We start from the raw sequence: 20,259 nt of genomic DNA, 5'->3' as shown, positions 1-20,259 counted from the left end.
CGCTGACCTGTCATGCGATCGCATTCGCGCCCAGGCCCGCGAGGGCCTGAGGCGCGCGCATCGCGAAACCCAGCGAACGCCGCATGCCGTCCTCCTCATCGCCTGACGCCGCCACGGCCGCGCGCCATGCCGCGCCCGCGGCGGTGGCCGGACATCGTTGGCGCCGCCGCGGCCTGAAAGCGCTGCTCGCGCTGTTGCTGCTGGCAACCGCGGCGATGCTGCTCGATCTGGCATTCCCGTTGCCGTTGCCGAAACCGCGCGATGCCGGCGCGGTGGTGGTCGCGCGCGACGGCACGCCGCTGCGCGCGTTCGCCGATCGCGACGGCGTGTGGCGGTATCCGGTCGATGCGGCCAAGGTCTCGCCGCTGTATCTGCAAGCGCTGCTGAACTACGAAGACCGCTGGTTCTGGAAGCATCCGGGCATCAACCCGGTGGCGATGCTGCGCGCGGCCGGGCAGTGGCTGCGCAGCGGGCGGGTGGTGTCGGGCGGCTCGACCCTTACCATGCAGGTCGCGCGCATCCTCGACGCGGAGCCCGGGCAGAACCGGCGCAGCCTGTGGTCGAAATCGCGGCAGATGCTGCGCGCGCTGCAACTCGAAGTGCATCTGTCCAAGCCGCAGATCCTCGCTCTTTACCTCAACCGCGCGCCGTTCGGCGGCACCGTCGAAGGCGTCGAAGCGGCGAGCTGGGCCTACCTGGGCAAGCCGTCCTCGCGTCTGTCGCATGCCGAAGCGGCGTTGCTGACGGTGCTGCCGCAGTCGCCGAGCCGGTTGCGCCCGGACCGCGAACCCGAACGCGCGCGCGTCGCCCGCGACAAGGTGCTCGCGCGCATGGCCGCGCTGGGCGTGTGGTCGCGCGCGCAGGTCGAGGACGCGCGGGTCGAACCGGTGGTCGCGCGCTCGCTGCAACCGCCGCGCTACGCGCCCTTGCTCGCGCAGCGGCTGCGCTTCGCCAATCCCAAGGCGGCGCGGGTGCTGTCGACCATCGACCTGCCGTTGCAGCGCACCTTGGAAGACCGGGTCGCGGCGTATTTTTCCAGCTTGCCCGAACGCACCTCCGCGGCGCTGCTGGTGGTCGACAACGCCAGCCTGGAAGCGCGCGCCTATGTGGGTTCGGTGACCTTCGGCGACGCCGCGCGCCTGGGCCATGTCGACATGGTCCAGGCCTGGCGTTCGCCGGGTTCGACGCTCAAGCCGTTCTTGTACGGGCTCGCGCTCGACGACGGTTTGATCCATTCGGAAAGCCTGTTCGTCGATGCGCCGCAATCCTTCCACGGCTACCGGCCGGGCAATTTCGACGCCGCGTTCAACGGCCCGGTCGGCGCGGCGACCGCGTTGCGCCTGTCGCTCAACGTGCCCGCGGTGGATCTGCTCGACCGGGTCGGCCCGGTGCGGTTCTCGGCGCGGCTCGCGCATGCCGGCATCGACCTGCAATGGCCGCGCGGCGCGCAGCCGAACCTGGCGATGATCCTCGGCGGCACCGGCGCGCGGCTCGAAGACCTGGTCGGCGCGTATGCGGCGTTCAACCGCGACGGCGTCGCCGGACGCGTGCGCTATCAACCCGACGCGCCGGTGCTGGAGCGTCGGCTGTTGTCGCCGGGCGCGGCCTGGATCGTGCGCGAAATCCTCGAAGCCAATCCGCGCCCGGGCAGCGTCGAGCAGACGCTCGATGCGAGCGGTCGTCCGCGCGTGGCCTGGAAGACCGGCACCAGTTACGGTTTTCGCGATGCCTGGGCGTTGGGCAGCACGCGGCGTTACACGGTCGGGGTGTGGGTCGGCCGGCCCGACGGCACGCCGCTGCCGGGCCAGTACGGCGCGGTGACCGCGCTGCCGCTGTTGTTCGAAGTGATCGATAGCCTGCCGCGCCAGCGCGGCGATGCGACGCCGCGGCTGCAGCCGGCCAACGTCGAACAGATCGACGTGTGCTGGCCGCTGGGCCTGCCGCCGGACCCGAACGCGCCGCAGCTGTGCCATCGGCGCATGCAGGCCTGGACCCTGGACGGCTCGGTGCCGCCGACCCTGGCCGAGCGCGATGCGCGGCTGTGGAATGCGGGGATCGAGCGTTACGAGGTCGATGCGCGCAGCGGCTTGCGCGTGTCGGCCGATTGCGCCAAGCCGCATGAGCGCAAGGCCCTGGAACTGGCGCGCTGGCCGGCGTTGGCGTCTCCCTGGCTCGCCGCCGATACGCGCAAGGCCGCGCGCCTGCCGGCCTTGTCGCCCGACTGCATCGACGACGGCCGCGACGCGATCGAAGAACTGCGCATAGAAGGCATCGACGATCTGGCCACATTGGCGCGCGCGCCGGGCAATGCGACGCCGCTGCGGTTGTCGCTGCGCGCGCTCGGCAGCGACGCGCGGGTGCGCTGGCTGCTCGACGGCCGGCTGATCGGCGAATCGCAGGGACGCGCGCGCTTTGATCACGATTTCGGCGAAGTCGGCGATCACACCTTGACCGCGTTGGCCGATACCGGCGCGTGGTCGCGGATCAGGTTCCGGGTATTGCGGTGAGCGGCGATCGCCGTGGCGACTGCGCGCTATACGGCTCGACTCAGCGTTGTTTGCGTCGTTCGTCCAGCGACACGACTTTATCGCCGGAACCGCTGCTCGACGTTGGCTTGTTCGACGACGCATTTTTTGACGACGCGTTTGTCGATGGCGCGGGTTTCACCGAGGTCGCCGGCCGCTTGTGATCCGCGCGTTTGCGGCGCAACCGCTGCAAGGCCCACGGCACCACGCCCCAGGCGGTGCGACCATCCAGCGGCGCGATCGGCAACAGGTTGAGGATCGCGTTCAACAGATTCATCGGCCCCCACACCAGCACGATCGCGGCCAGCGGCGAGCGCAGCGGTTCGGGCAAGTTCGGGCTCAGCACCGACAAGGCGATCGCCAGCGCGAACAGCAGCATCTGCGCGCCGACGCCGCCCCAGGCGACCGCGATCTCCTGCCCGGGCGTGCGCGCGGTTTCGTAGTTGCACACGCCGTGCAGCGGAAAAATCCGCAGCGCATGCACCCGCAGGCGGTTGCGCCGCGCGACCCAGGCGTGGCCGGCCTCGTGGGCGACGATCAACGACAGGTAGGCCGCGATGCCGCTCATCACCGTGGCCGGATCGCGACTGAACAACAGCGCCAGCAGCACGATCAGCAACACCGACCAGTGAAAGCTCACCGGCGCGCCGAACAGGCGGAACAAGGTCGGTTCGCTACGGTCGGTCGGCATCGGCGTTCACAAACGAGGGGGACGGGTTCGACGCAGCATGGTAGCGCGCGCTTGCGGCCGGCGTCGCAGGCGCCACGGCGCTGCGCGCGGCGCCGACGATGCGTCGTTGCGGCGCGGACCGCACCGGGGATCGTGCGCGATGCCCTGCATCGCCGGCAAAAGAGCGCCGGGCCTGCGACAATAGGGCCGCAAACGGCCGCCGTGCCGGAACCGGGGTTTTTTCGTCCGATTCGCATGACATCAAGCGCCGACAGGGAGAATCCAGTGGCCACCAGCACCACCCACGACTTCGGCCGCATCGACGCACAGCGTCTGCCCGAGCTGCTGCGCCGCATGCCCAAGGCCGAGCTGCACATCCATATCGAAGGTTCGCTGGAGCCCGAGCTGATCTTCGCCCTGGCCCAGCGCAACGGCGTCAGCGTGCCGTACGCCGATGTCGAAGCGCTGCGCAAGGCCTACGCCTTCAGCAATCTGCAAAGTTTCCTCGACATCTACTACGCCGGCGCCAGCGTGCTGCTCACCGAGCAGGATTTCTACGACATGGCCTGGGCCTATCTGCAGCGCGCCGCCGCCGACAACGTCGTCCATACCGAGATGTTCTTCGATCCGCAGACCCATACTGCGCGCGGGGTTTCGATCGAGACGGTCATCAACGGCCTGCATCGCGCCTGCGTCGACGCACAGGCGCAGTTGGGCGTGAGCGCGCTGCTGATCCTGTGTTTCCTGCGCCACCTCAGCGAACGCGAGGCCTTCGAAACGCTGGAACAGGCGCTGCCGTTGCGCGACAAGTTCATCGGCGTGGGCCTGGATTCGAGCGAGCTGGGCCATCCGCCGGAGAAATTCGCGCGGGTGTTCGCGCGCTGCCGCGAACTGGGCCTGCGCCTGGTCGCGCACGCCGGCGAGGAAGGGCCGCCGGCCTATGTGTGGAGCGCGCTGGACGTGCTCAAGGTCGAGCGCATCGATCACGGCGTGCAGAGCGTCAAGGACCCGGCGCTGATGCAGCGGCTCGCGCAGGACCGCATTCCGCTGACGGTATGCCCGCTGTCGAACCTGAAACTGTGCGTGTTCCCGGACCTGCGCCAGCACAACCTGGGTGCGCTGCTAGACGCCGGGCTGGTCGCCACGGTCAACTCCGACGATCCGGCCTACTTCGGCGGTTACGTCAATCAGAACTTCACCGAGACCTTCGCCGCCACCGGACTGGGCGCGCGGCAGGCGTGGCAGCTCGCGGCCAACAGCTTCGAGGGCAGCTTCATCGATGCTTCGGCCAAGCGCGCTTACATGGACCGGCTCGATCAGGTGTTCGCCACGTTCTGATCCGCAAGCGCGTCTCGGACCGAGCGAGCCATTCGCGCAAACAAACAACCCCGCGTTCGGCGGGGTTGTCTTTGCCGGGCCCGGATGCGTTCCGGGCCCGCGGCGGCGGCGATCAGACCTGTTCGAGCATGTACTCGGCCGAAGACACGCGGTACTCGCCGGGTTCTTCGACGTGCAGTTGCTTGACCACGCCGTCGTCGAGGTACAGCGCGAAACGCTTGGCGCGGGTGCCCATGCCGTAGGCGCTGGCGTCGAGTTCCAGGCCGAGCGCGCGGGTCAGGTCGCCGTTGCCGTCGGACAGCATGATCATGCCGTCGGGCACGTGCTGGCTCTGCGCCCAGGCCTGCATCACGAACGGGTCGTTGACCGCCAGGCAGGCCACTTCGATGCCCTTGGCGCGGAAGTCCTCGAAATGCTGGACGAAACCGGGCAGGTGCTTTTCCGAACAGGTCGGGGTGAACGCGCCGGGCACCGCGAACAGCACGGCCTTGCGGCCGTCGAACAGGGCGCGGGTGTCGACCGCTTCGATGCCCTGGCTGATGCGCTTGAGTACGACTTCGGGCAGGCGGTCGCCGACCTGGATGCTCATGGGGTTCTCCTGATAGTGGGTGCGAGTCTAGGCAGGCGGGTCTAAACACCGCGTCAACGACTTGAAATCGCGGTCATAGTCGCCATGCTGTCGGGTTAATGATGCGTCAAGGCGGGCTGGGCGGACAGCGCCGCGGCCGCGCGACGCCGCCGGAGCGATCGATGCAGTTCAAGGATTACTACGAAACTTTGGGCCTGGAGCCCAGCGCGGGCGAAGCCGAGATCAAGACGGCGTATCGCCGGCTTGCGCGCAAGTACCATCCCGACGTCAGCAAGGAAGCCGGCGCGGAGGAAAAATTCAAGGCGGTCAACGAAGCCTATGAGGCCTTGCGCGATCCGCACAAGCGCACCGCCTACGATCAACTGCGTGCGCGCGGTTATCGCCCGGGCGATGAAGTGCAGGCGCCGCCGGGCGGCTTCGGCGGCGGCCAGGGCGGCGGCAATCCGGATTTCGAGGAAATCTTCGCCGGCGGCGGCGCGGGCGGCGGTTTCAGCGATTTCTTCGAGAATCTGTTCGGCCGCGGGCGCTCGGCCGGTGGCGGCTTCGGCGGTAACGCCGGCGCGCGTCCGGCGCCGCCGCGCGGCGACACCCGCGCCAAGCTGGCGATCTCGCTGGAGTTGGTCCACGAAGGCGGCAGCGTGCGCATTTCGGTCAACAACAAGACCCTGGACGTGCGCGTGCCCAAGGGCATCCGTCCGGGCCAGCTGATCCGGCTCGCGGGGCAGGGCACGCACGGCGATCTGTTGCTGGAAATCGAATACGCCGCGCATCCGCAGTTCGAAGTCGACGGCCGCAACGTGATCCACGTGCTGCCGCTGGCGCCGTGGGAAGCGGCGCTGGGCGCGACGATCAGCGTGCCGACCCTGGGCGGGCCGGTCGACCTGAAGATTCCCGCCAATTCCGAAGCCGGCCGCAAACTGCGGCTGCGCGGACGCGGCTTGCCGGGCACGCCGGCGGGCGACCAGATCGTCGAACTCGAAGTGCTGGCGCCGCGGCCGCAGACCGATGCGCAGCATGAGGCGTACGAGACGATGCGGGTGGCGTTTGGGGACGATTGGCGGCGGGAGTGAGGGGCGGGCTTCAGCGCGCGGATCAGCCAGTTGAGCGCGCAGGGCGGATACGCGGGTGAGGTGATGGTGCGCGGTGGCGTGGTGGCGCGGTGCGTGTGCGCGGTCGAGTCGGATTGATTGCTGTGGCTTCGCCGCAGGGCCGCGATGCTTCTGACCCGCGTGTCTGATTCCTGCGCGGTTTATTTCGTCAGTTAGTGTCGCAACTTCCGAACCGTCATTCGCGCGAACGCGGGAATCCAGCGACTTTGCCGCGGGCGCAGCTGAGATGTATCCGCGATTCGTCGCGATTCGCGTTGCATCGCGACGGGAGCGCAAGTCACTGGATTCCCGCGTTCGCGGGAATGACGGCTGGCAGGTGCGCTGCTTCACGGCTGGGAGATGTGCCGCTTCGATGAAGCCGAAAACTCCGCGGCCCGTGTTTGTCCGCGGCCCCGTTTTTGATCGTCATCCCCGCGAAGGCGGGGATCGAGGGCTTCACCGCGACAGGGCTCTGAAGTCTCTGGATCCCCGCCTTCGCGGGGATGACGGTAGGTGGGCGCGTCCTGGGCGTGGTAGCCGCGCGGAGGCTGCAGGCGCGTGCGACGCGAGCCGGACGATCTCGTGATGATGGCAAGGTAGGCGCTGCGGGCCGGACGGTCTCGTGATGATGGCAAGGTCGGCGCCGCGGGCCAGAAAGTCGCAGGTCGCGCAGGTGCATCGCGTCCCCGCACGCGCGCCCAGCGCCGCACGCAACCGGCCGACGCCAGCCAAATACTCTGGCTGAGCGCATGAGCGCGCAAAAATAATCCCGGCCGAAGCCGGGATCGTGTCTACCCGAAACCGCGCGGATCGCCCGCGCCGCCCGTTCAGCCCGCCGAAGGCAGCAGCTGGCCGATGATCTCGGACAGGTCGGTCTCGCTGAACGGCTTGGTGATGTAGGCCTTGGCGCCCTGGCGCATGCCCCAGACGCGGTCGGTGTCCTGGTCCTTGGTCGTGACCAGCACGATCGGGATGTGCTTGGTCGTCGCCTCGCGGCAGATCGAGCGGGTGGCCTGGAAGCCGTTGAGGTTCGGCATGACCACGTCCATCAGGATCATGTCGGGCAGCTCGCGCTTGGCCGCCTCGACGCCGGCGGCGCCGTCTTCCGCGGTCAGTGCTTCGTGCCCCAATTTCTCGACGATGCGACGGATGCCCATCAACTGGGACGGCGAATCGTCGACGATCAAAATACGCGCCATGTGTTTCCCCCAAGGATCTGCGGCCGATTGTAGCGACGCGGCGCGCGGCTGCAATGCCAACTAGATCACGACCAGGGTTCGGCCGACCGAACCGCCCACCAGCATGCCACCAAACACCTGCGGCAACTGTGCCAAACCGACCTCGCGGGTGCAGATCCGGTCCAAGTGCGCGGGTTTCCAGTCGCTGCCCAGGCGCTGCCAGACGCTGTCGCGGATGTCGCGCGCGGTGCCGGCCGAGGCGATCCCGAGCAGGGACACGCCGCGGATGATGAACGGCATGACCGTACTGTCCAGCGCGGCGCTCGCGGCCAGTCCGGCGGTGGCGACGTTGCCGTAGGGCGCGGTCTGCGCGAGCAGGCTGGCCAGCATCGGCCCGCCGACGTTGTCCAGGCCGCCGCCGAAGCGCACCGATTCCATCGGCCGCGCGGTGCTCAGCGCGTCGCGGTCGAGCACCTGGCTGGCGCCGATCGAGCGCAGGTAATCGGCCTGATCGGCCTTGCCGCTGATCGCATGCACGTCGAAACCGGCGCGGCTGAAGATGTCCAGCGCCAGCGAGCCCACGCCGCCGGTGGCGCCGGTGACCGCGAGCGGGCCGTGCTCGGGCGTCTGCCGGTTGTCGAGCAGGCGATGCAGCGCGAGCGCGGCGGTGAAGCCGGCGGTGCCCAGGATCATGCTTTCGCGCAGGCTCAGGCCGGACGGCAGCGGGATCACCCACTGCGCCTGTAGGCGCGCGTACTCGCTGTAGCCGCCGTCGCGGGTCTCGCTGAGGCCGCAACCGGTGACCAGGACCGGATCGCCCTCCTTGAAGCCCGCATCGCGCGAGGCGACTACATGCCCGGCGACGTCGATGCCGCCGACCAGCGGAAATTTGCGCAAGATCTTGCCTTCGCCGGTGCCGGCGAGCGCGTCCTTGAAGTTGACCGAGGAGAACGCGGTCTTGATCACCACCTCGCCCGGCGCGAGATCGTCCAGCGTCACCTGTTCGATGCCGCTGCGGTAGCCGCTGGCGTCGTTGTGGATGCGGAAGGCGTTGAAGCTGCTGGGAATGGTCATCGGCGCGGGCTCGTGGTGTACGGCGCGATGATAGCTGAGGGTTTGGGGCCGGGAATGGGGAATGGGGAATGGGGAATGGGGAATCGTAAAGAGCAAAGCATGCATCAAGGCTTTTACGATTCCCGACTCCCCATTCCCGATTCCCGCCGCCTCAACCGATATCGCTGGAAGTAGGCACCACCTCGCGCTCGGACTTGATCTTTTTCGACCATTTCCGGGCGCGCTTGTAATCCTTGTCGTCGCTGTCGAGCAACTGGATGCGGCCCAGTTCGACCTTCCACAGCAGCTGGTTCTGGGTGGTGAACACGATCAGCGGCTTGCGGTACTGCAGGCTCATGAACACGTGGAACATGGTCGGCGCGGCCGAGGTCAGGTGGCTGACGTAGAACGCTTCGGCCTTTTCCAGTTGCTTGCCGTCGTAGTTGAGGCAGCTGTGGGTCTGTTCGTAGCGATCGAGGATGCGCTCGCCGCTTTCGTCCATGCGGAACATGGTGTAGCCGCCCATCGGCACGTCGTCGTCCTGCCACGGCGGCATCATGAACACGAAGATCTGCGGCTTGTGGTCTTCTTCGACGTCGAACACGACGATGTTGGGCGGGGTGTCGCTGCAGTACAGCGGCTTCTGCGTGCGCGCCAGGGTCTGCGCGGCCATCAGTTTTTGTTCGCGCGGGTTGGCCGGGCGCGGCGGGTCCAGACGTTTGGTGTCGCGCACGCCGAACGGCTGCATGTGCAGGCTGGACTGGGCGAACGAAATCAGCTTGTCGTCGTCCTGGCTGAAGTAGTTGACGTCGACGCGGTCGCCGCGGTCGTCGGTCAGCCAACCCTTCGGCAAGCCGGGGAAATCCTTCAACGCGCCGATCTTGAGCAGTTCGTCGCTGGTCAGCCACGCGGCCATGTCGTGGCGGCGGATCAGGCTGCCGACGTTCTCGGCGATCAGCACGTCGCTCTGGTACTTGACCGGGATGTCGCAGGCGATGCGGCGGCTGCGCGCGTCGGCGTCGGCGGGCAGTTCCTTGGCCAGGTCGCAATCGCCGCTGCGCGCGGCCGATTGGGGCGCTTTGGCCGCGAGCGAAACGGTCGGCAACAACGCCAGGGCGAGGCAGGCGGCCAGCAATCCGCGGCGGGTGGTGAGGGCCATCCTCGAATCCTTTCTGGGGTTGGGCCGACTATACGGGGTCGCCCGGCGGCCTGCCGAGGCCGCTCATCGCAGATGCGCGGGTGTGCGCGCCGATGGATCGATCACTGCGGATCGAGCGCTTGCGCATCGGACGCGGCCGCCGATGCGCGCGTGCGTCAACGCAAGGCCTTGCGGCGCTTCTCGTCCAGCCACTTCGAGGCCGCGGCCGGGGTGTAGCCCTGCATCCAGCCGAGCATCGCGTCGATGTCGTCGCCGTGCCACAGGTCGTTGCGTTGATCGGCATGCACGAAGCGCTCGGCGACCATGCGATCGAGCATCGCCATCAACGGCGCATAGAAGCCGTCGATGTCGAGAAACGCGCACGGCTTGTTGCCGATGCCGAGCTGGCGCCAGGTCAGCATCTCGAACATTTCGTCGAGCGTGCCGAAGCCGCCGGGCAGGGCGACGAAGCCGTCGGCGAGGTCGAACATGCGCGCCTTGCGCTCGTGCATCGAGCCGACGATCTCGAGCTTGCTCAGGCCGCGATGGGCGACTTCCCAGTTGACCAGTTGCTCGGGAATCACCCCGATCACCTCGCCGCCGCCCTCGAGCACGGCGTCGGCGACCACGCCCATCAGGCCGACGTTGCCGCCGCCGTAGACCAGGGCGATGCCGTCCTGGGCCAGGCGATGGCCGAGCGCCATCGCGCGCTCGGTATAGATCGGCTTGGCGCCGGCGTTGGAGCCGCAGTAGATGCAGATGCTTTTCATGGGGGCGGGAATCGGGAATCGGGAATCGGGAATGGGGAATGGGGAATTGGGACGGCAAGAGCGAAAGCGGCGGCGTGGGTTTCGGGAAGCCCAAAAGCGAATCGGGAACCGGACGGGCGCGTTGCGCTCCTTCCGATTCCCGATTCTCCATTCCCGATTCCCGGCTTAATTCGCCTTGTGAATGGCGCGCTTGTCGACCGCCATCGCCGCGTCGTGGATCGCTTCCGACAGGGTCGGATGGGCGTGGCAGATGCGCGCGAGGTCGTCGGCGGAGCCGTTGAACTCCATGGTCAGCACGCCTTCGTGGACGAGTTCGGACACGCCGACGCCGACCAGGTGCAGGCCCAGCACGCGATCGGTCTCGGCGTGGGCGATGACCTTGACGAAGCCGGCCGGCTCGCCCATCGCCACCGCGCGGCCGATCGCCGCGAACGGGAAGCTGCCGGTCTTGTACGGGATGTTCTCGGCCTTGAGCTGCTGCTCGGTCTTGCCGACCCAGGCGATTTCCGGCTCGGTGTAGATCACCCACGGCACGGTGTCGAGGTTGACGTGGCCCGGCAGGCCGGCGATGAGTTCGGCGACCGCGATGCCTTCCTCGAAGCCCTTGTGCGCCAGCATCGGCCCGCGCACGCAGTCGCCGACCGCCCACACGCCGTCGACGCCGGTGTGGCAGTGCTCGTCGACTTCGATCTGGCCGCGCTCGTTGATCTTGACGCCGGTGCCTTCGGCGAGCAGGCCCTTCGACGCGGCGCGACGGCCGACCGCGACCAGCAGCTTGTCGACGACCAGTTCCTGGTCGGACTTGCCGTCGTTATAGGTCAGGTGCACGCCGTCCTTCTGGATGTCGGCCTTGCTGACCTTCGCACCGAGCTTGATCTCCAGGCCCTGCTTCTTGAATTCCTTGGCCGCGGTCTTGGCGACCTCGGCATCGGCGGCGGCGAGGAACTCGGGCAGGGCTTCCAGGATGGTGACTTCCGAACCCAGGCGCTTCCACACGCTGCCCAATTCCAGGCCGATCACGCCGGCGCCGATCACGCCCAGGCGCTTCGGAACCTCGGTGAAATCCAGCGCGCCGACGTTGTCGACGATCTTGTCGCCGTCGAACTTGGCGAACGGCAGTTCGATCGAATCCGAACCGGCGGCGATGATGACGTTGGTGCCCTTGAGCTCGACCTCGGAACCGTCGTGCTGCTTGACCTTGACAACATTGCCCGGGTGCAGCACGCCGAAGCCGTAGTACGGGGTGATCTTGTTCGCCTTGAACAGCATCGCGATGCCGCCGGTGAACTGCTTCACGATCTTGTCCTTGCGACCGACCATCGTGGCGACGTCGATCTTGGCGTTTTCGGCGCTGATGCCGTGCTCGCCGAACAGGTGTTGCAGGTTCCAGAACTGGCGCGAGCTGTCGAGCAGCGCCTTGGACGGAATGCAGCCCACGCGCAGGCAGGTGCCGCCGAGCGCGGGCTTGCCGTCCTTGCCGAGCGCCGCGTCGATGCAGGCGGTCTTGAGACCGAGCTGGGCGGCGCGGATGGCGGCGTGATAGCCGGCGGGGCCGGCGCCGATGACGACTACGTCGAATTGTTGTTGTTCGCTCATGCTTCGCTCACGGGAATAGGGAATGGGGAGTTGGGAATCGGAAGAGCGGGGTGGGGCTGCGGGCTTCTACGATTCCCCATTCCCGATTCCCGGCTTCACATACCCAACAGCATGCGATGCGGATTTTCCAGCTGGTTCTTGATGTCGACCAGGAACAGCACCGCGTCCTTGCCGTCGATGATGCGGTGGTCGTAGCTCAGCGCGATGTACATCATCGGCGCGGCGACCACGGCGCCGTTCTCGACGATCGCGCGTTCCTTGATCGCGTGCATGCCGAGGATGGCCGACTGCGGCGGGTTGACGATCGGGGTCGACATCAGCGAGCCGAAGGTGCCGCCGTTGGTGATGGTGAAGGTGCCGCCCTGCAGGTCTTCCAGCGCCAGCTTGCCGTCGCGGGCCTTCTTGGCGTAGTCGCCGATGGCCTTCTCGACGTCGGCGAAGCCCATGCGCTCGACATTGCGCAGCACCGGCGTGACCAAGCCCTTCTCGGTCGACACCGCGATCGAGATGTCGGCATAGCCGTGATAGACCACGTCGTTGCCGTCGACCGAGGCGTTGACCACCGGGTGACGCTGCAGCGCGTTGGCCGCGGCCTTGGCGAAGAAGCTCATGAAGCCCAGCTTGACGCCGTTGGCCTTCTCGAACGACTCGCCCAGCTCCTTGCGCATCGCCATGACCTTGCCGAGGTTGACTTCGTTGAACGAGGTCAGCATCGCGATCGAGTTCTTCGACTGCATCAGGCGCTCGGCGATGCGCGCGCGCATGCGGGTCATCGGCACGCGCTCTTCCGGACGCGCGCCGGCGGCGTTGCCGACGCCGCCGTTCTTGGCGTAATTGAGGATGTCTTCCTTGGTCACCGCGCCCTTGCGGCCGGTGCCTTCGACCTGCGAAGCGTCGATGCCTTCCTTGTTCGCGGTGAAACGCGCGCCCGGGGGCAGCTGGTCGTTGGAGGTCGGGGCGGCGGCGGCCTTGGGGGCTTCGGCCTTGGGCGTGATCGGCTGCGCGCCAGCGGCCGGGGTCGCGTCGACCTTGGCGGCGGCCGGAGCGGCTTCGGCGGCGGGCGCGCTGGCGGCGGCGCCGGCTTCGACGATCGCGATCAGCTGCGAGCTGGTCACGGTCGCGCCTTCCTCGAACTTGATTTCCTTGAGCACGCCGTCGACCGGCGAGGGCACTTCGAGCACGACCTTGTCGGTTTCCAGGTCGACCAGGTTCTCGTCGCGCTTGACCGCATCGCCGACTTTCTTGTGCCAGGTGGCAATGGTGGCGTCGGAGACCGACTCGGGCAGAACGGGGACTTTGATCTCGGTGCTCATGGGGCAGGCATCCTGGAGTGCTTGTAAGTGGGTATGCGTAATGAGGGTCGTCGAAGCACCAGCGCCTTATTCGGCGCTGGACTCTCCGTGCAGCGAATTGACCAGCGCGTCGGCGACCAGCTTGGTCTGCTCGGCGATGTGGTCGGCCAGGTGACCGGCGGCCGGCGACGGCGAACGCGCGCGTCCGGCGTAGTGCAGCGCTTGCTTCGCGCCCAGGCAGGCGGTCAGGTGGTGGCGGATCTGGTACCAGGCGCCCTGGTTCTGCGGCTCTTCCTGGCACCACACCACGTCGGTGGCCGCGCCGAAACGCTTGAGTTCGGCGGCGAGGGCTTCGCGCGGGAACGGGTACAGCTGTTCGATGCGCACGATCGCGACCTCGTCCAGCCCGTCCTTCTGCGCCTGCTCGTACAGGTCGTAGTAGACCTTGCCCGAGCACAGCGCCACGCGCTTGACCTTCTTGACGTTGGCCGCGGTGTCCGGGATCAGGTGCTGGAATTCGCCATTGGCCAGTTCGTCCAGGGTCGACACCGCGAGCTTGTGGCGCAGCAGCGACTTGGGCGTCATCACCACCAGCGGCTTGCGCGTGCTCATGCGCATCTGCCGGCGGATCATGTGGTAGGCCTGGGCCGGCGTGGTCGGCACGCAGACCAGCATGTTCTCCAGCGCGCACAGCTGCAGGAAGCGCTCCAGGCGCGCCGAGCTGTGCTCGGGGCCCTGACCTTCGTAGCCGTGAGGCAGCAGCAGCACCAGGCCGCACAGACGGCCCCACTTGGCTTCGCCGGAGGACAGGAACTGGTCGATGACGACCTGGGCGCCGTTGGCGAAGTCGCCGAACTGCGCTTCCCAGATGTCCAGGGTCATGGGATCGGCGGTCGAGTAGCCGTATTCGAACGCCATCACCGCTTCCTCGCTGAGCAGCGAGTCGATGATGGTGACGTCGGACGGGTTCTTGACCAGTTCGCGCAGCGGCAGGATGTACTCGTCGCTGGTCTGCTCGTGCTGGATCGCGTGACGGTGGAAGAAGGTGCCGCGGCCGCTGTCCTGGCCGACCAGGCGCAGCTTGTAGCCTTCGCTGATCAAGGTGGCGTAGGCCAGGTTCTCGGCGAAGCCCCAGTCGCCGGACAGCTCGCCGGCGGCCATCTTGCGGCGGTCTTCGTAGATCTTGGCCACGCGCGGATGCAGCTTGACGGTGTCGGCGACGGCGTTGATCTGGGTCGCGAGCGCGTCGAGCTTGCTGCGATCGAAGGTGGTGTCGACCGGATCGCTGAGCTTGCCCGACAGGTACTTGGACCAGTCGATGGTGAATTCGTCGGGCTTGACCTCGACCAGCTCGGTGGTGACCGCGCCGGCGTCGAGCTTGTCGCGGTACTGGTCGACCAGCGCCTGCGCGTCCTCGGCCTTGAGCGTGCCTTCGCCGACCAGCTGTTCGGCGTAGAGCTCGCGCGGGGTCTTGTGCTTGCGGATCACCTGGTACATCAGCGGCTGGGTTGCCGCCGGCTCGTCGGCCTCGTTGTGGCCGTGGCGGCGGTAGCAGACCAGGTCGATGACCACGTCGCGGCCGAAGCGCTGACGGAAGTCCAGCGCGAGTTCCGCACAGAACACCACCGCTTCGGGGTGGTCGGAGTTCACGTGCAGGATTGGCGCGCCGACCATCTTGGCCACGTCGGTGCAGTACAGCGTGGACCGGGCGTCCTGGCGCTCGCTGGTGGTGAAGCCGACCTGGTTGTTGATGACGATGTGGACCGTGCCGCCGACCGCGAACCCGCGCGCCTGCGACATCTGGAACAGCTCCATGCCCACGCCTTGACCTGCGAACGCGGCGTCGCCGTGCAGCAGCACCGGCAGCACCTGGGCGCGGCCCTTGTCGCCGCGGCGGGTCTGGCGCGAACGCACGCTGCCGGCGACCACCGGGTTGACGATCTCAAGATGCGAGGGATTGAACGCCAGCGCCAGGTGGACCGGGCCGCCGGGGGTGGCGACGTCGGCGCTGAAGCCCATGTGGTACTTCACGTCGCCGGTGTGGGCGTGCTCGTCGTGCTCGAACTTGCCTTCGAACTCGTCGAACAGCTTGCGCGGCGGCTTGCCCAGGGTGTTGACCAGGACGTTGAGGCGGCCGCGGTGGGCCATGCCGATGATCACGTCCTGCACGCCTTGCTCGCCGGCGCGGCGGATGGTCACGTCCATCAGCGGGATCAGCGCGTCGCCGCCTTCCAGCGAGAAGCGCTTCTGGCCGACGTACTTGGTGCCCAGGTAGCGCTCCAGGCCGTCGGCGGCGGTCAGCCGCTCGAGGATGCGCTTCTTGTCCTCGACGCTGCGGCCGTACTTGCCGGCCGCGGTTTCCAGGCGCTCGTACATCCAGCGGCGCTGTTCGGCGTCGGCGATGTGCATGAACTCCGCGCCGATCGGGCCGGTGTAGGTGGCCTTGAGCAGGGTCAGCAGGTCGCCGAGCTTCATCCGTTCCTGGCCGGCCACGCCGCCGGTCGAGAACTCGACCGACTGGTCGCTCTCGGACAGGCGATGGAAGCCCAGCGCCAGGTCCGGCGCGTCGGGCTTGACCAGCAGGCCCAGCGGGTCGATGTCGGCGGCCAGGTGGCCGCGCGAACGGTAGGCGGTGATGACCTTGCCGACGGCGCGTTCGCGCTCGTCGCTGCCGCTCGGTCCGCCGGCCGGGGAGGCGATCGCGCCGCGGGCGGCGGCTTTGCCGGCCTGGGCGATGCTCTCGATCGCGGCCGAATGCGGAACATCGCCGGCTTCGCGGCCCTTGAAGCCGTCGAAGTAGCTTTTCCACTTGGCCCCGACGCTGTCGGGATCGACCAGGTACTGCTCGTACAGGTCTTCGATGAAGGCGGCGTTGGCGCCGAGTTGCGAGGATTGCGAAAACTGCTTGAGGAGGCTGTCCACGATGGCTATCGGGAAACTCTTGGGGGCGGAAGTGGCGTCGCGCGGGCGCACTCAGGCGCTGGGCGCGGGCAAGGCTGAGAATTATAGCGGTAGTGTTAAGCCCAGCGGCATAACTACTTATGTCTAAGTGGCCGATTCGGTTCGATTTCGGTGCGGACGGGCCGTTGCGGAGGGGCCGGGACCTTCGATTGGACCGTTCCGGCAACGTGGCCTAGGTCTTGGGCCGGGCGCTGGCGTTTCAAGCGCGAAGGGTGCGCCGGGCAGGTCTGCGAGCCCCGGGGCATGTCGATGAAAACGATATCTCTCGATGAAGTCGCAGAGGTTTTCGGTAGATGGCGTTTCGTCGGCACGGACTGGTCCGCGACGCTGTGACCGAACGCTGGGCGACATGGCCCGTCGAGGTTGAGGTCGTTTTTGCCCAAGTGGCCCTGTCCGTTCCAAGCGGCCTTGTGCAGGCGCAGGGGCCGAGGTTCGCTGGCTTCGGTTGCTCAGATCCCCAGCGCTCGGTACTCGCTGCACGGCCGGGCGCGTTCCCAGACCGGGTCGAAGTGGGCGCGCAGCTGGCGCGCGCGCGGACCGCCGTCGAGCCGGGTCTCGCCGTCGAAGCGGTTGCCCAGGGTGCGGTAGTACCAGGCGTCGCGATCGTTGACGGTGTAGGCCGAGGCATAGGTCTGGTCGACCGGCTCCTCGATCGCGCGGAACAAGAACGCGCTGGGCAGGCGCTGGGCCAGGCCGATCAACGGCGCCAGGGCGCGCTGCGGCGCGGCCGGGTCGTGCAGCACGATGCGGGTCACCCCGCCGCCGGTGGCGAAGCGGCGCAGCGCGGTGGTGGCGTCGTTGCGGTCGAGCAGCCCCGGGTCGAGGTCGCGGCTGTAGATCGACAGGCCGCGGCGGGCGCCGGCGATGACCCCGAGCAAGGCCGCCAGGGCCGCGTCGCGGGTCTCGACCGGATTGACCGCGCCCAGCAACAGCCGCATCGATTGGTGTTCGATCCCGGCCTCGAAGAAACGCGCGCCGACCGGCAGGAAACCGTGACGTGCGTAGAGCCGCTGCGCCGGCAATTGCGCGTGCAGGGTAATTTCGCGCCAGCCCAGCTCGCCGGCGCGTTGCAGCAACGCCGCCAGCACGGCCTCGCCGACGCCGCGGCCGCGCCAGGCGGCGAGCACGGCCATGCGGCCGATGCGCCGGTCCGGGGTCAGCCGGCCGGTGCCGATCGGCGTGCCGTCGTCGGCGAACGCCAGCACGTGCTGGCACAGCGGGTCGTGGGCGTCGAGTTCGAGTTCGGCCGGGACATTCTGTTCCTGCACGAATACCGTCTCGCGCACCTGCCGCAGCGCCGGCAGGGCAGCGGCGTAATCGACCACCGAGGCCACCCGGAAGCCCGCGCTCACGCCTCGTCCCCCGCGTCCTCGCTGTCGTCGTCGTCCAGGCCCAGCCGGTAATGGCCGCCGGCGATCAGCTCCTGCACGCAGGCGCGGCCGGTCTCCGACAGCGCCGAATAGGCTTCGGCGTCGAGCTCGACCGCCGCGGCGATGGCCTGGGCGTCGCGCGCGGGCAGGGCGAATTCCTGGCCGCTGACGTACAGCCGCGCGGCCTGGCCCTTGGCGTGGGCCTTGCGCCAGGCCATCCGCGACCACGGGTGCCGCCACAGCGAGGCGCCGCGTTCCAGGTCCCATTCGATCTCGATGCGCGAGCGCGGCTCCTCGCCGCCCGCGGTGACCTCGCCGGCGGCGCGGTACACGGTGATGAAGCGGCCGAACCAGTCGCCGAGGCGGTCGGGGTCGTTCATGCGCATCGCGTTCAAGGCCTCGACCACCCGGCCCATCGCGGTCGCGTCGATTTCGTTGGGATCGCGCGGCGGGCTCAGGTCGGGATCGCGGTAGCGCAGGCTGTCGTCGGCCTCGCCGGCCAGGGTGTCGATGTAGTCGCCCATCAGCTCGGCGGCCGACGGCGCGCGCATGCCGACCGAGAAGGTCAGGCAGGCGTCCTGCGCGACGCCGTGGTGCGGCACGCCCGGCGGCAGGTACAGCATGTCGCCGGGACCGAGCACCCAATCGTGGCTGGGGTCGAATTCGCGCAGCAGTTTGAGGTCGGCGTCGGGGCGGAAGTCCTGCGGCGCATCGGGCCGCGCGTCGATCTGCCAGCGCCGGTGGCCCTGGGCCTGCAGCAGGAATACGTCGTACTGGTCGACATGCGCGCCGACCGAGCCGCCCGGCGCGGCGAACGAGACCATGATGTCGTCGATGCGCCAGCGCGGCAGGAAATCGAAGGCCGGCAGCAGCGCGGCGACGTCGGCGTCCCATTTGTCGACGTCCTGCACCAACAGCGTCCAGTCCTGCTGCGGCAAACCGGGGAAATAGGACTCCTCGAACGGCCCATGCCGCAATGCATACACATCGCGGTCGCGATCGTGCTCGATCACCCGCGCCAGCACGCCTTCTTCGCAGGCCAGGCCGGCCAGATCCTCGGGCTGGATCGGCGATTGCAGGCCGGGGAAGGCGTTGCGGATCAGCAGCGGGCGCTTTTGCCAGTAGTCGCGCAGGAACACGGCCGGGCTCATGCCCAGCGGCGGATGGGCGGCCGCGTCGACCTCGATCGCCGGAGCGGCGGTCTGGCGGCGGGCGGGGCTTGCGACGGATTTCTTGGCCATGGCTACAGGTTGGATCGCGCTCGGATCGCACGGATAACCGCATTGTCGCCGATGTGACCAGGCTTGGTGGCGCACGCGCGTCGCCGAACCGGGCCGTTCGGGCGTTTCGGATCGGCGTGCGCGATTGGCGCGATTCGTCGCCGTTGGATCTATGTGGATCGGCTTCGGCGTGTGTGGACGTGCTCGGACGGGTTTCGGCTGGCCTCGATTCGATTCGATTCAATCCGGGCGACGGCAGCGCCCGAGGTTCGAGTGCAGACCGTGGCGGCTAAACTGACGAAGACCAGGGGGACGCAATGGGAATCGTACTGCCGCGGTGGGTGTGGATCGGCACGGCCTGCCTGGCCGCGATCGCCGGCATGATCAATGCCATCGGCTATCTCGGCTATGAGCATCAGGCGGTCACGCATCTGACCGGCACCACGACCTTGCTCGGGGTCGCGCTGGCCCACGGCCAGGGCCGGGTGGCGCTCGATCTGGCTTTGGTGGCCTTGTCGTTCGTGTTCGGCGCGGTGCTCAGCGGCCTGATCATCCAGGACAGCACCTTGAAGCTAGGCCGTCGCTATGGCGTGGTGTTGGCGGTGGAAGCGGCCTGTCTGTTCGCGGCGGTGCCGTTGATGGAGCGCGACGTGCATGCGGGGGTGATGCTCGCCGCGGTCGCCTGCGGCCTGCAGAACGCGATGGCCACGACCTACAGCGGCGCGCTGATCCGGACCACCCATCTGACCGGTTTGTTCACCGACGTCGGCGTCGCGCTCGGCCATTGGCTGCGTGGGCTGCCGGTCGGCACGCGCCGGGTGTGGCTGTGCCTGGTGGTGATCTGCGGCTTCCTGGCCGGCGGGGCGATCGGCGCGGTGCTGTTTCAGGCGTGGAGCTACCGGGCCTTGTATGTCCCGGCGATGCTGACCGGCATCACCGGGGTGTCCTACGCGCTTTACCGGCACTGGGTCTTGCGCAGGCCCATGCAGGGCGGGTGAGGCCGGGCCGGTCTCAGTCGGCGATCTCGTCGTAACCGCCGCCAAGAAACTGCAGCAGGCACCAGCCATGCCCGAACGGATCGGCGATCTGCACGATCCGGCCCCAATTCGCCGTGCGGATGGCCCCTTCCTGGCGCGCGCCGGCCGCGAGCACGCTTTGCAAGGCCGCGTCGAGGTCGTCCACCACCACGTCCAGGTGCAGCGGTGACCAATGCCGCGCGTAGCGGCGGGTGTCCTCGCCCGCGGCGGCCGAGCCTTCAGGTTTGCGCAACAGATAGATCGGCGCCTGCCCACCGAGCAGTTCGACCACCTCCGCGCCGAGCCTGCGCCCGACGTGCAAACCGAAGGCGTGAGTGTAGAAACCCATCGCCGCATCGAGGTCGGGGACGTCGATATTGATCAGCTGTCGCATCGTCGCGCTCCGCAGGATCGAGGCTGGAGTGTCGCGCGGGCCGCGCTAAGGCGGCGTGGCG

General features: G+C 68.0%; 16 protein-coding genes. 4 read left to right on the top strand and 12 right to left on the bottom strand.

Going from position 1 to position 20,259, the window contains the following annotated elements; all coding sequences use genetic code 11:
* The first annotated feature begins 83 nt into the window (after positions 1-83).
* Entirely contained in the window at positions 84-2,507 is a 2,424-nt protein-coding gene (gene pbpC / locus KME82_RS13760) for a penicillin-binding protein 1C (protein ID WP_215494554.1), read from the top strand.
* Positions 2,508-2,547: 40 nt separating this feature from the next.
* On the opposite strand, the gene KME82_RS13755 is transcribed toward pbpC, so the two are convergent.
* Positions 2,548-3,216, bottom strand: a complete 669-nt coding sequence (locus KME82_RS13755) for a site-2 protease family protein (RefSeq protein WP_215494553.1) — start codon at positions 3,214-3,216, stop codon at positions 2,548-2,550.
* Between the two features lie 264 nt (positions 3,217-3,480).
* On the opposite strand from KME82_RS13755, the gene KME82_RS13750 reads away from it, so the two are divergent.
* A complete protein-coding gene (locus tag KME82_RS13750) occupies positions 3,481-4,533 on the top strand; it encodes an adenosine deaminase (RefSeq protein ID WP_252255315.1) in 1,053 nt (350 codons plus the stop codon).
* A 112-nt stretch (positions 4,534-4,645) separates the two neighbouring features.
* Here KME82_RS13750 and KME82_RS13745 read toward each other — a convergent pair whose 3' ends face one another.
* Positions 4,646-5,122, bottom strand: a complete 477-nt coding sequence (locus KME82_RS13745) for a peroxiredoxin (RefSeq protein ID WP_215494551.1) — start codon at positions 5,120-5,122, stop codon at positions 4,646-4,648.
* A gap of 161 nt (positions 5,123-5,283) precedes the next feature.
* On the opposite strand from KME82_RS13745, the gene KME82_RS13740 reads away from it, so the two are divergent.
* Entirely contained in the window at positions 5,284-6,192 is a 909-nt protein-coding gene (locus KME82_RS13740; RefSeq protein ID WP_215494550.1) for a DnaJ C-terminal domain-containing protein, read from the top strand.
* 845 nt (positions 6,193-7,037) lie between these two features.
* Here the strand turns inward: KME82_RS13740 and KME82_RS13735 are convergent.
* From KME82_RS13735 to KME82_RS13695, 9 genes are all read right to left on the bottom strand, one after another.
* Entirely contained in the window at positions 7,038-7,409 is a 372-nt protein-coding gene (locus KME82_RS13735; RefSeq protein ID WP_036104242.1) for a response regulator, read from the bottom strand.
* A 60-nt stretch (positions 7,410-7,469) separates the two neighbouring features.
* On the bottom strand, positions 7,470-8,462 hold the full coding sequence (locus KME82_RS13730) for a YhdH/YhfP family quinone oxidoreductase (protein ID WP_215494549.1): 993 nt from the start codon (positions 8,460-8,462) through the stop codon (positions 7,470-7,472).
* Positions 8,463-8,613: 151 nt separating this feature from the next.
* Positions 8,614-9,600: a hypothetical protein gene (locus KME82_RS13725; protein WP_215494548.1), complete on the bottom strand. Its 987-nt coding sequence runs from the start codon at positions 9,598-9,600 to the stop codon at positions 8,614-8,616.
* Between the two features lie 155 nt (positions 9,601-9,755).
* Positions 9,756-10,349, bottom strand: coding sequence for a TIGR00730 family Rossman fold protein (locus tag KME82_RS13720; protein WP_215494547.1), 594 nt, complete (start codon positions 10,347-10,349; stop codon positions 9,756-9,758).
* Positions 10,350-10,514: 165 nt separating this feature from the next.
* Complete coding sequence (gene lpdA / locus KME82_RS13715) at positions 10,515-11,945, bottom strand: dihydrolipoyl dehydrogenase (protein WP_215494546.1); 1,431 nt, start codon at positions 11,943-11,945, stop codon at positions 10,515-10,517.
* A gap of 95 nt (positions 11,946-12,040) precedes the next feature.
* On the bottom strand, positions 12,041-13,258 hold the full coding sequence (gene sucB, locus KME82_RS13710; RefSeq protein WP_215494545.1) for a dihydrolipoyllysine-residue succinyltransferase: 1,218 nt from the start codon (positions 13,256-13,258) through the stop codon (positions 12,041-12,043).
* Positions 13,259-13,324: 66 nt separating this feature from the next.
* Entirely contained in the window at positions 13,325-16,159 is a 2,835-nt protein-coding gene (locus KME82_RS13705) for a 2-oxoglutarate dehydrogenase E1 component (protein WP_215494544.1), read from the bottom strand.
* A gap of 488 nt (positions 16,160-16,647) precedes the next feature.
* Positions 16,648-17,550 (bottom strand): GNAT family N-acetyltransferase, encoded by a 903-nt coding sequence (locus KME82_RS13700; protein WP_252255313.1) that lies wholly within the window; start codon positions 17,548-17,550, stop codon positions 16,648-16,650.
* Positions 17,547-18,809, bottom strand: a complete 1,263-nt coding sequence (locus KME82_RS13695) for a cupin domain-containing protein (protein ID WP_215494543.1) — start codon at positions 18,807-18,809, stop codon at positions 17,547-17,549. The genes KME82_RS13700 and KME82_RS13695 overlap by 4 nt, the downstream gene beginning before the upstream one ends.
* Before the next feature lie 296 nt (positions 18,810-19,105).
* On the opposite strand from KME82_RS13695, the gene KME82_RS13690 reads away from it, so the two are divergent.
* Positions 19,106-19,786, top strand: a complete 681-nt coding sequence (locus tag KME82_RS13690; protein ID WP_215494542.1) for a YoaK family protein — start codon at positions 19,106-19,108, stop codon at positions 19,784-19,786.
* 13 nt (positions 19,787-19,799) lie between these two features.
* On the opposite strand, the gene KME82_RS13685 is transcribed toward KME82_RS13690, so the two are convergent.
* Positions 19,800-20,198 (bottom strand): VOC family protein, encoded by a 399-nt coding sequence (locus KME82_RS13685; RefSeq protein WP_215494541.1) that lies wholly within the window; start codon positions 20,196-20,198, stop codon positions 19,800-19,802.
* Between the last annotated feature and the right edge of the window lie 61 nt (positions 20,199-20,259).

This window comes from Lysobacter capsici, assembly GCF_018732085.1.
GTDB classification, from domain to species: domain Bacteria; phylum Pseudomonadota; class Gammaproteobacteria; order Xanthomonadales; family Xanthomonadaceae; genus Lysobacter; species Lysobacter capsici_A.
This window is presented reverse-complemented; position numbering and strand designations above follow the sequence as displayed.

Excerpts from the sequence above, each read along its gene's own strand:
- pbpC (WP_215494554.1), top strand. The coding sequence starts at position 84 with ATGCCGTCCTCCTCATCGCCTGACGCCGCCACGGCCGCGCGCCATGCC.
- KME82_RS13755 (WP_215494553.1), bottom strand. The coding sequence starts at position 3,216 with ATGCCGACCGACCGTAGCGAACCGACCTTGTTCCGCCTGTTCGGCGCG.
- KME82_RS13745 (WP_215494551.1), bottom strand. The coding sequence starts at position 5,122 with ATGAGCATCCAGGTCGGCGACCGCCTGCCCGAAGTCGTACTCAAGCGC.
- KME82_RS13740 (WP_215494550.1), top strand. The coding sequence starts at position 5,284 with ATGCAGTTCAAGGATTACTACGAAACTTTGGGCCTGGAGCCCAGCGCG.
- KME82_RS13735 (WP_036104242.1), bottom strand. The coding sequence starts at position 7,409 with ATGGCGCGTATTTTGATCGTCGACGATTCGCCGTCCCAGTTGATGGGC.
- KME82_RS13730 (WP_215494549.1), bottom strand. The coding sequence starts at position 8,462 with ATGACCATTCCCAGCAGCTTCAACGCCTTCCGCATCCACAACGACGCC.
- KME82_RS13725 (WP_215494548.1), bottom strand. The coding sequence starts at position 9,600 with ATGGCCCTCACCACCCGCCGCGGATTGCTGGCCGCCTGCCTCGCCCTG.
- KME82_RS13720 (WP_215494547.1), bottom strand. The coding sequence starts at position 10,349 with ATGAAAAGCATCTGCATCTACTGCGGCTCCAACGCCGGCGCCAAGCCG.
- lpdA (WP_215494546.1), bottom strand. The coding sequence starts at position 11,945 with ATGAGCGAACAACAACAATTCGACGTAGTCGTCATCGGCGCCGGCCCC.
- sucB (WP_215494545.1), bottom strand. The coding sequence starts at position 13,258 with ATGAGCACCGAGATCAAAGTCCCCGTTCTGCCCGAGTCGGTCTCCGAC.
- KME82_RS13695 (WP_215494543.1), bottom strand. The coding sequence starts at position 18,809 with ATGGCCAAGAAATCCGTCGCAAGCCCCGCCCGCCGCCAGACCGCCGCT.
- KME82_RS13690 (WP_215494542.1), top strand. The coding sequence starts at position 19,106 with ATGGGAATCGTACTGCCGCGGTGGGTGTGGATCGGCACGGCCTGCCTG.
- KME82_RS13685 (WP_215494541.1), bottom strand. The coding sequence starts at position 20,198 with ATGCGACAGCTGATCAATATCGACGTCCCCGACCTCGATGCGGCGATG.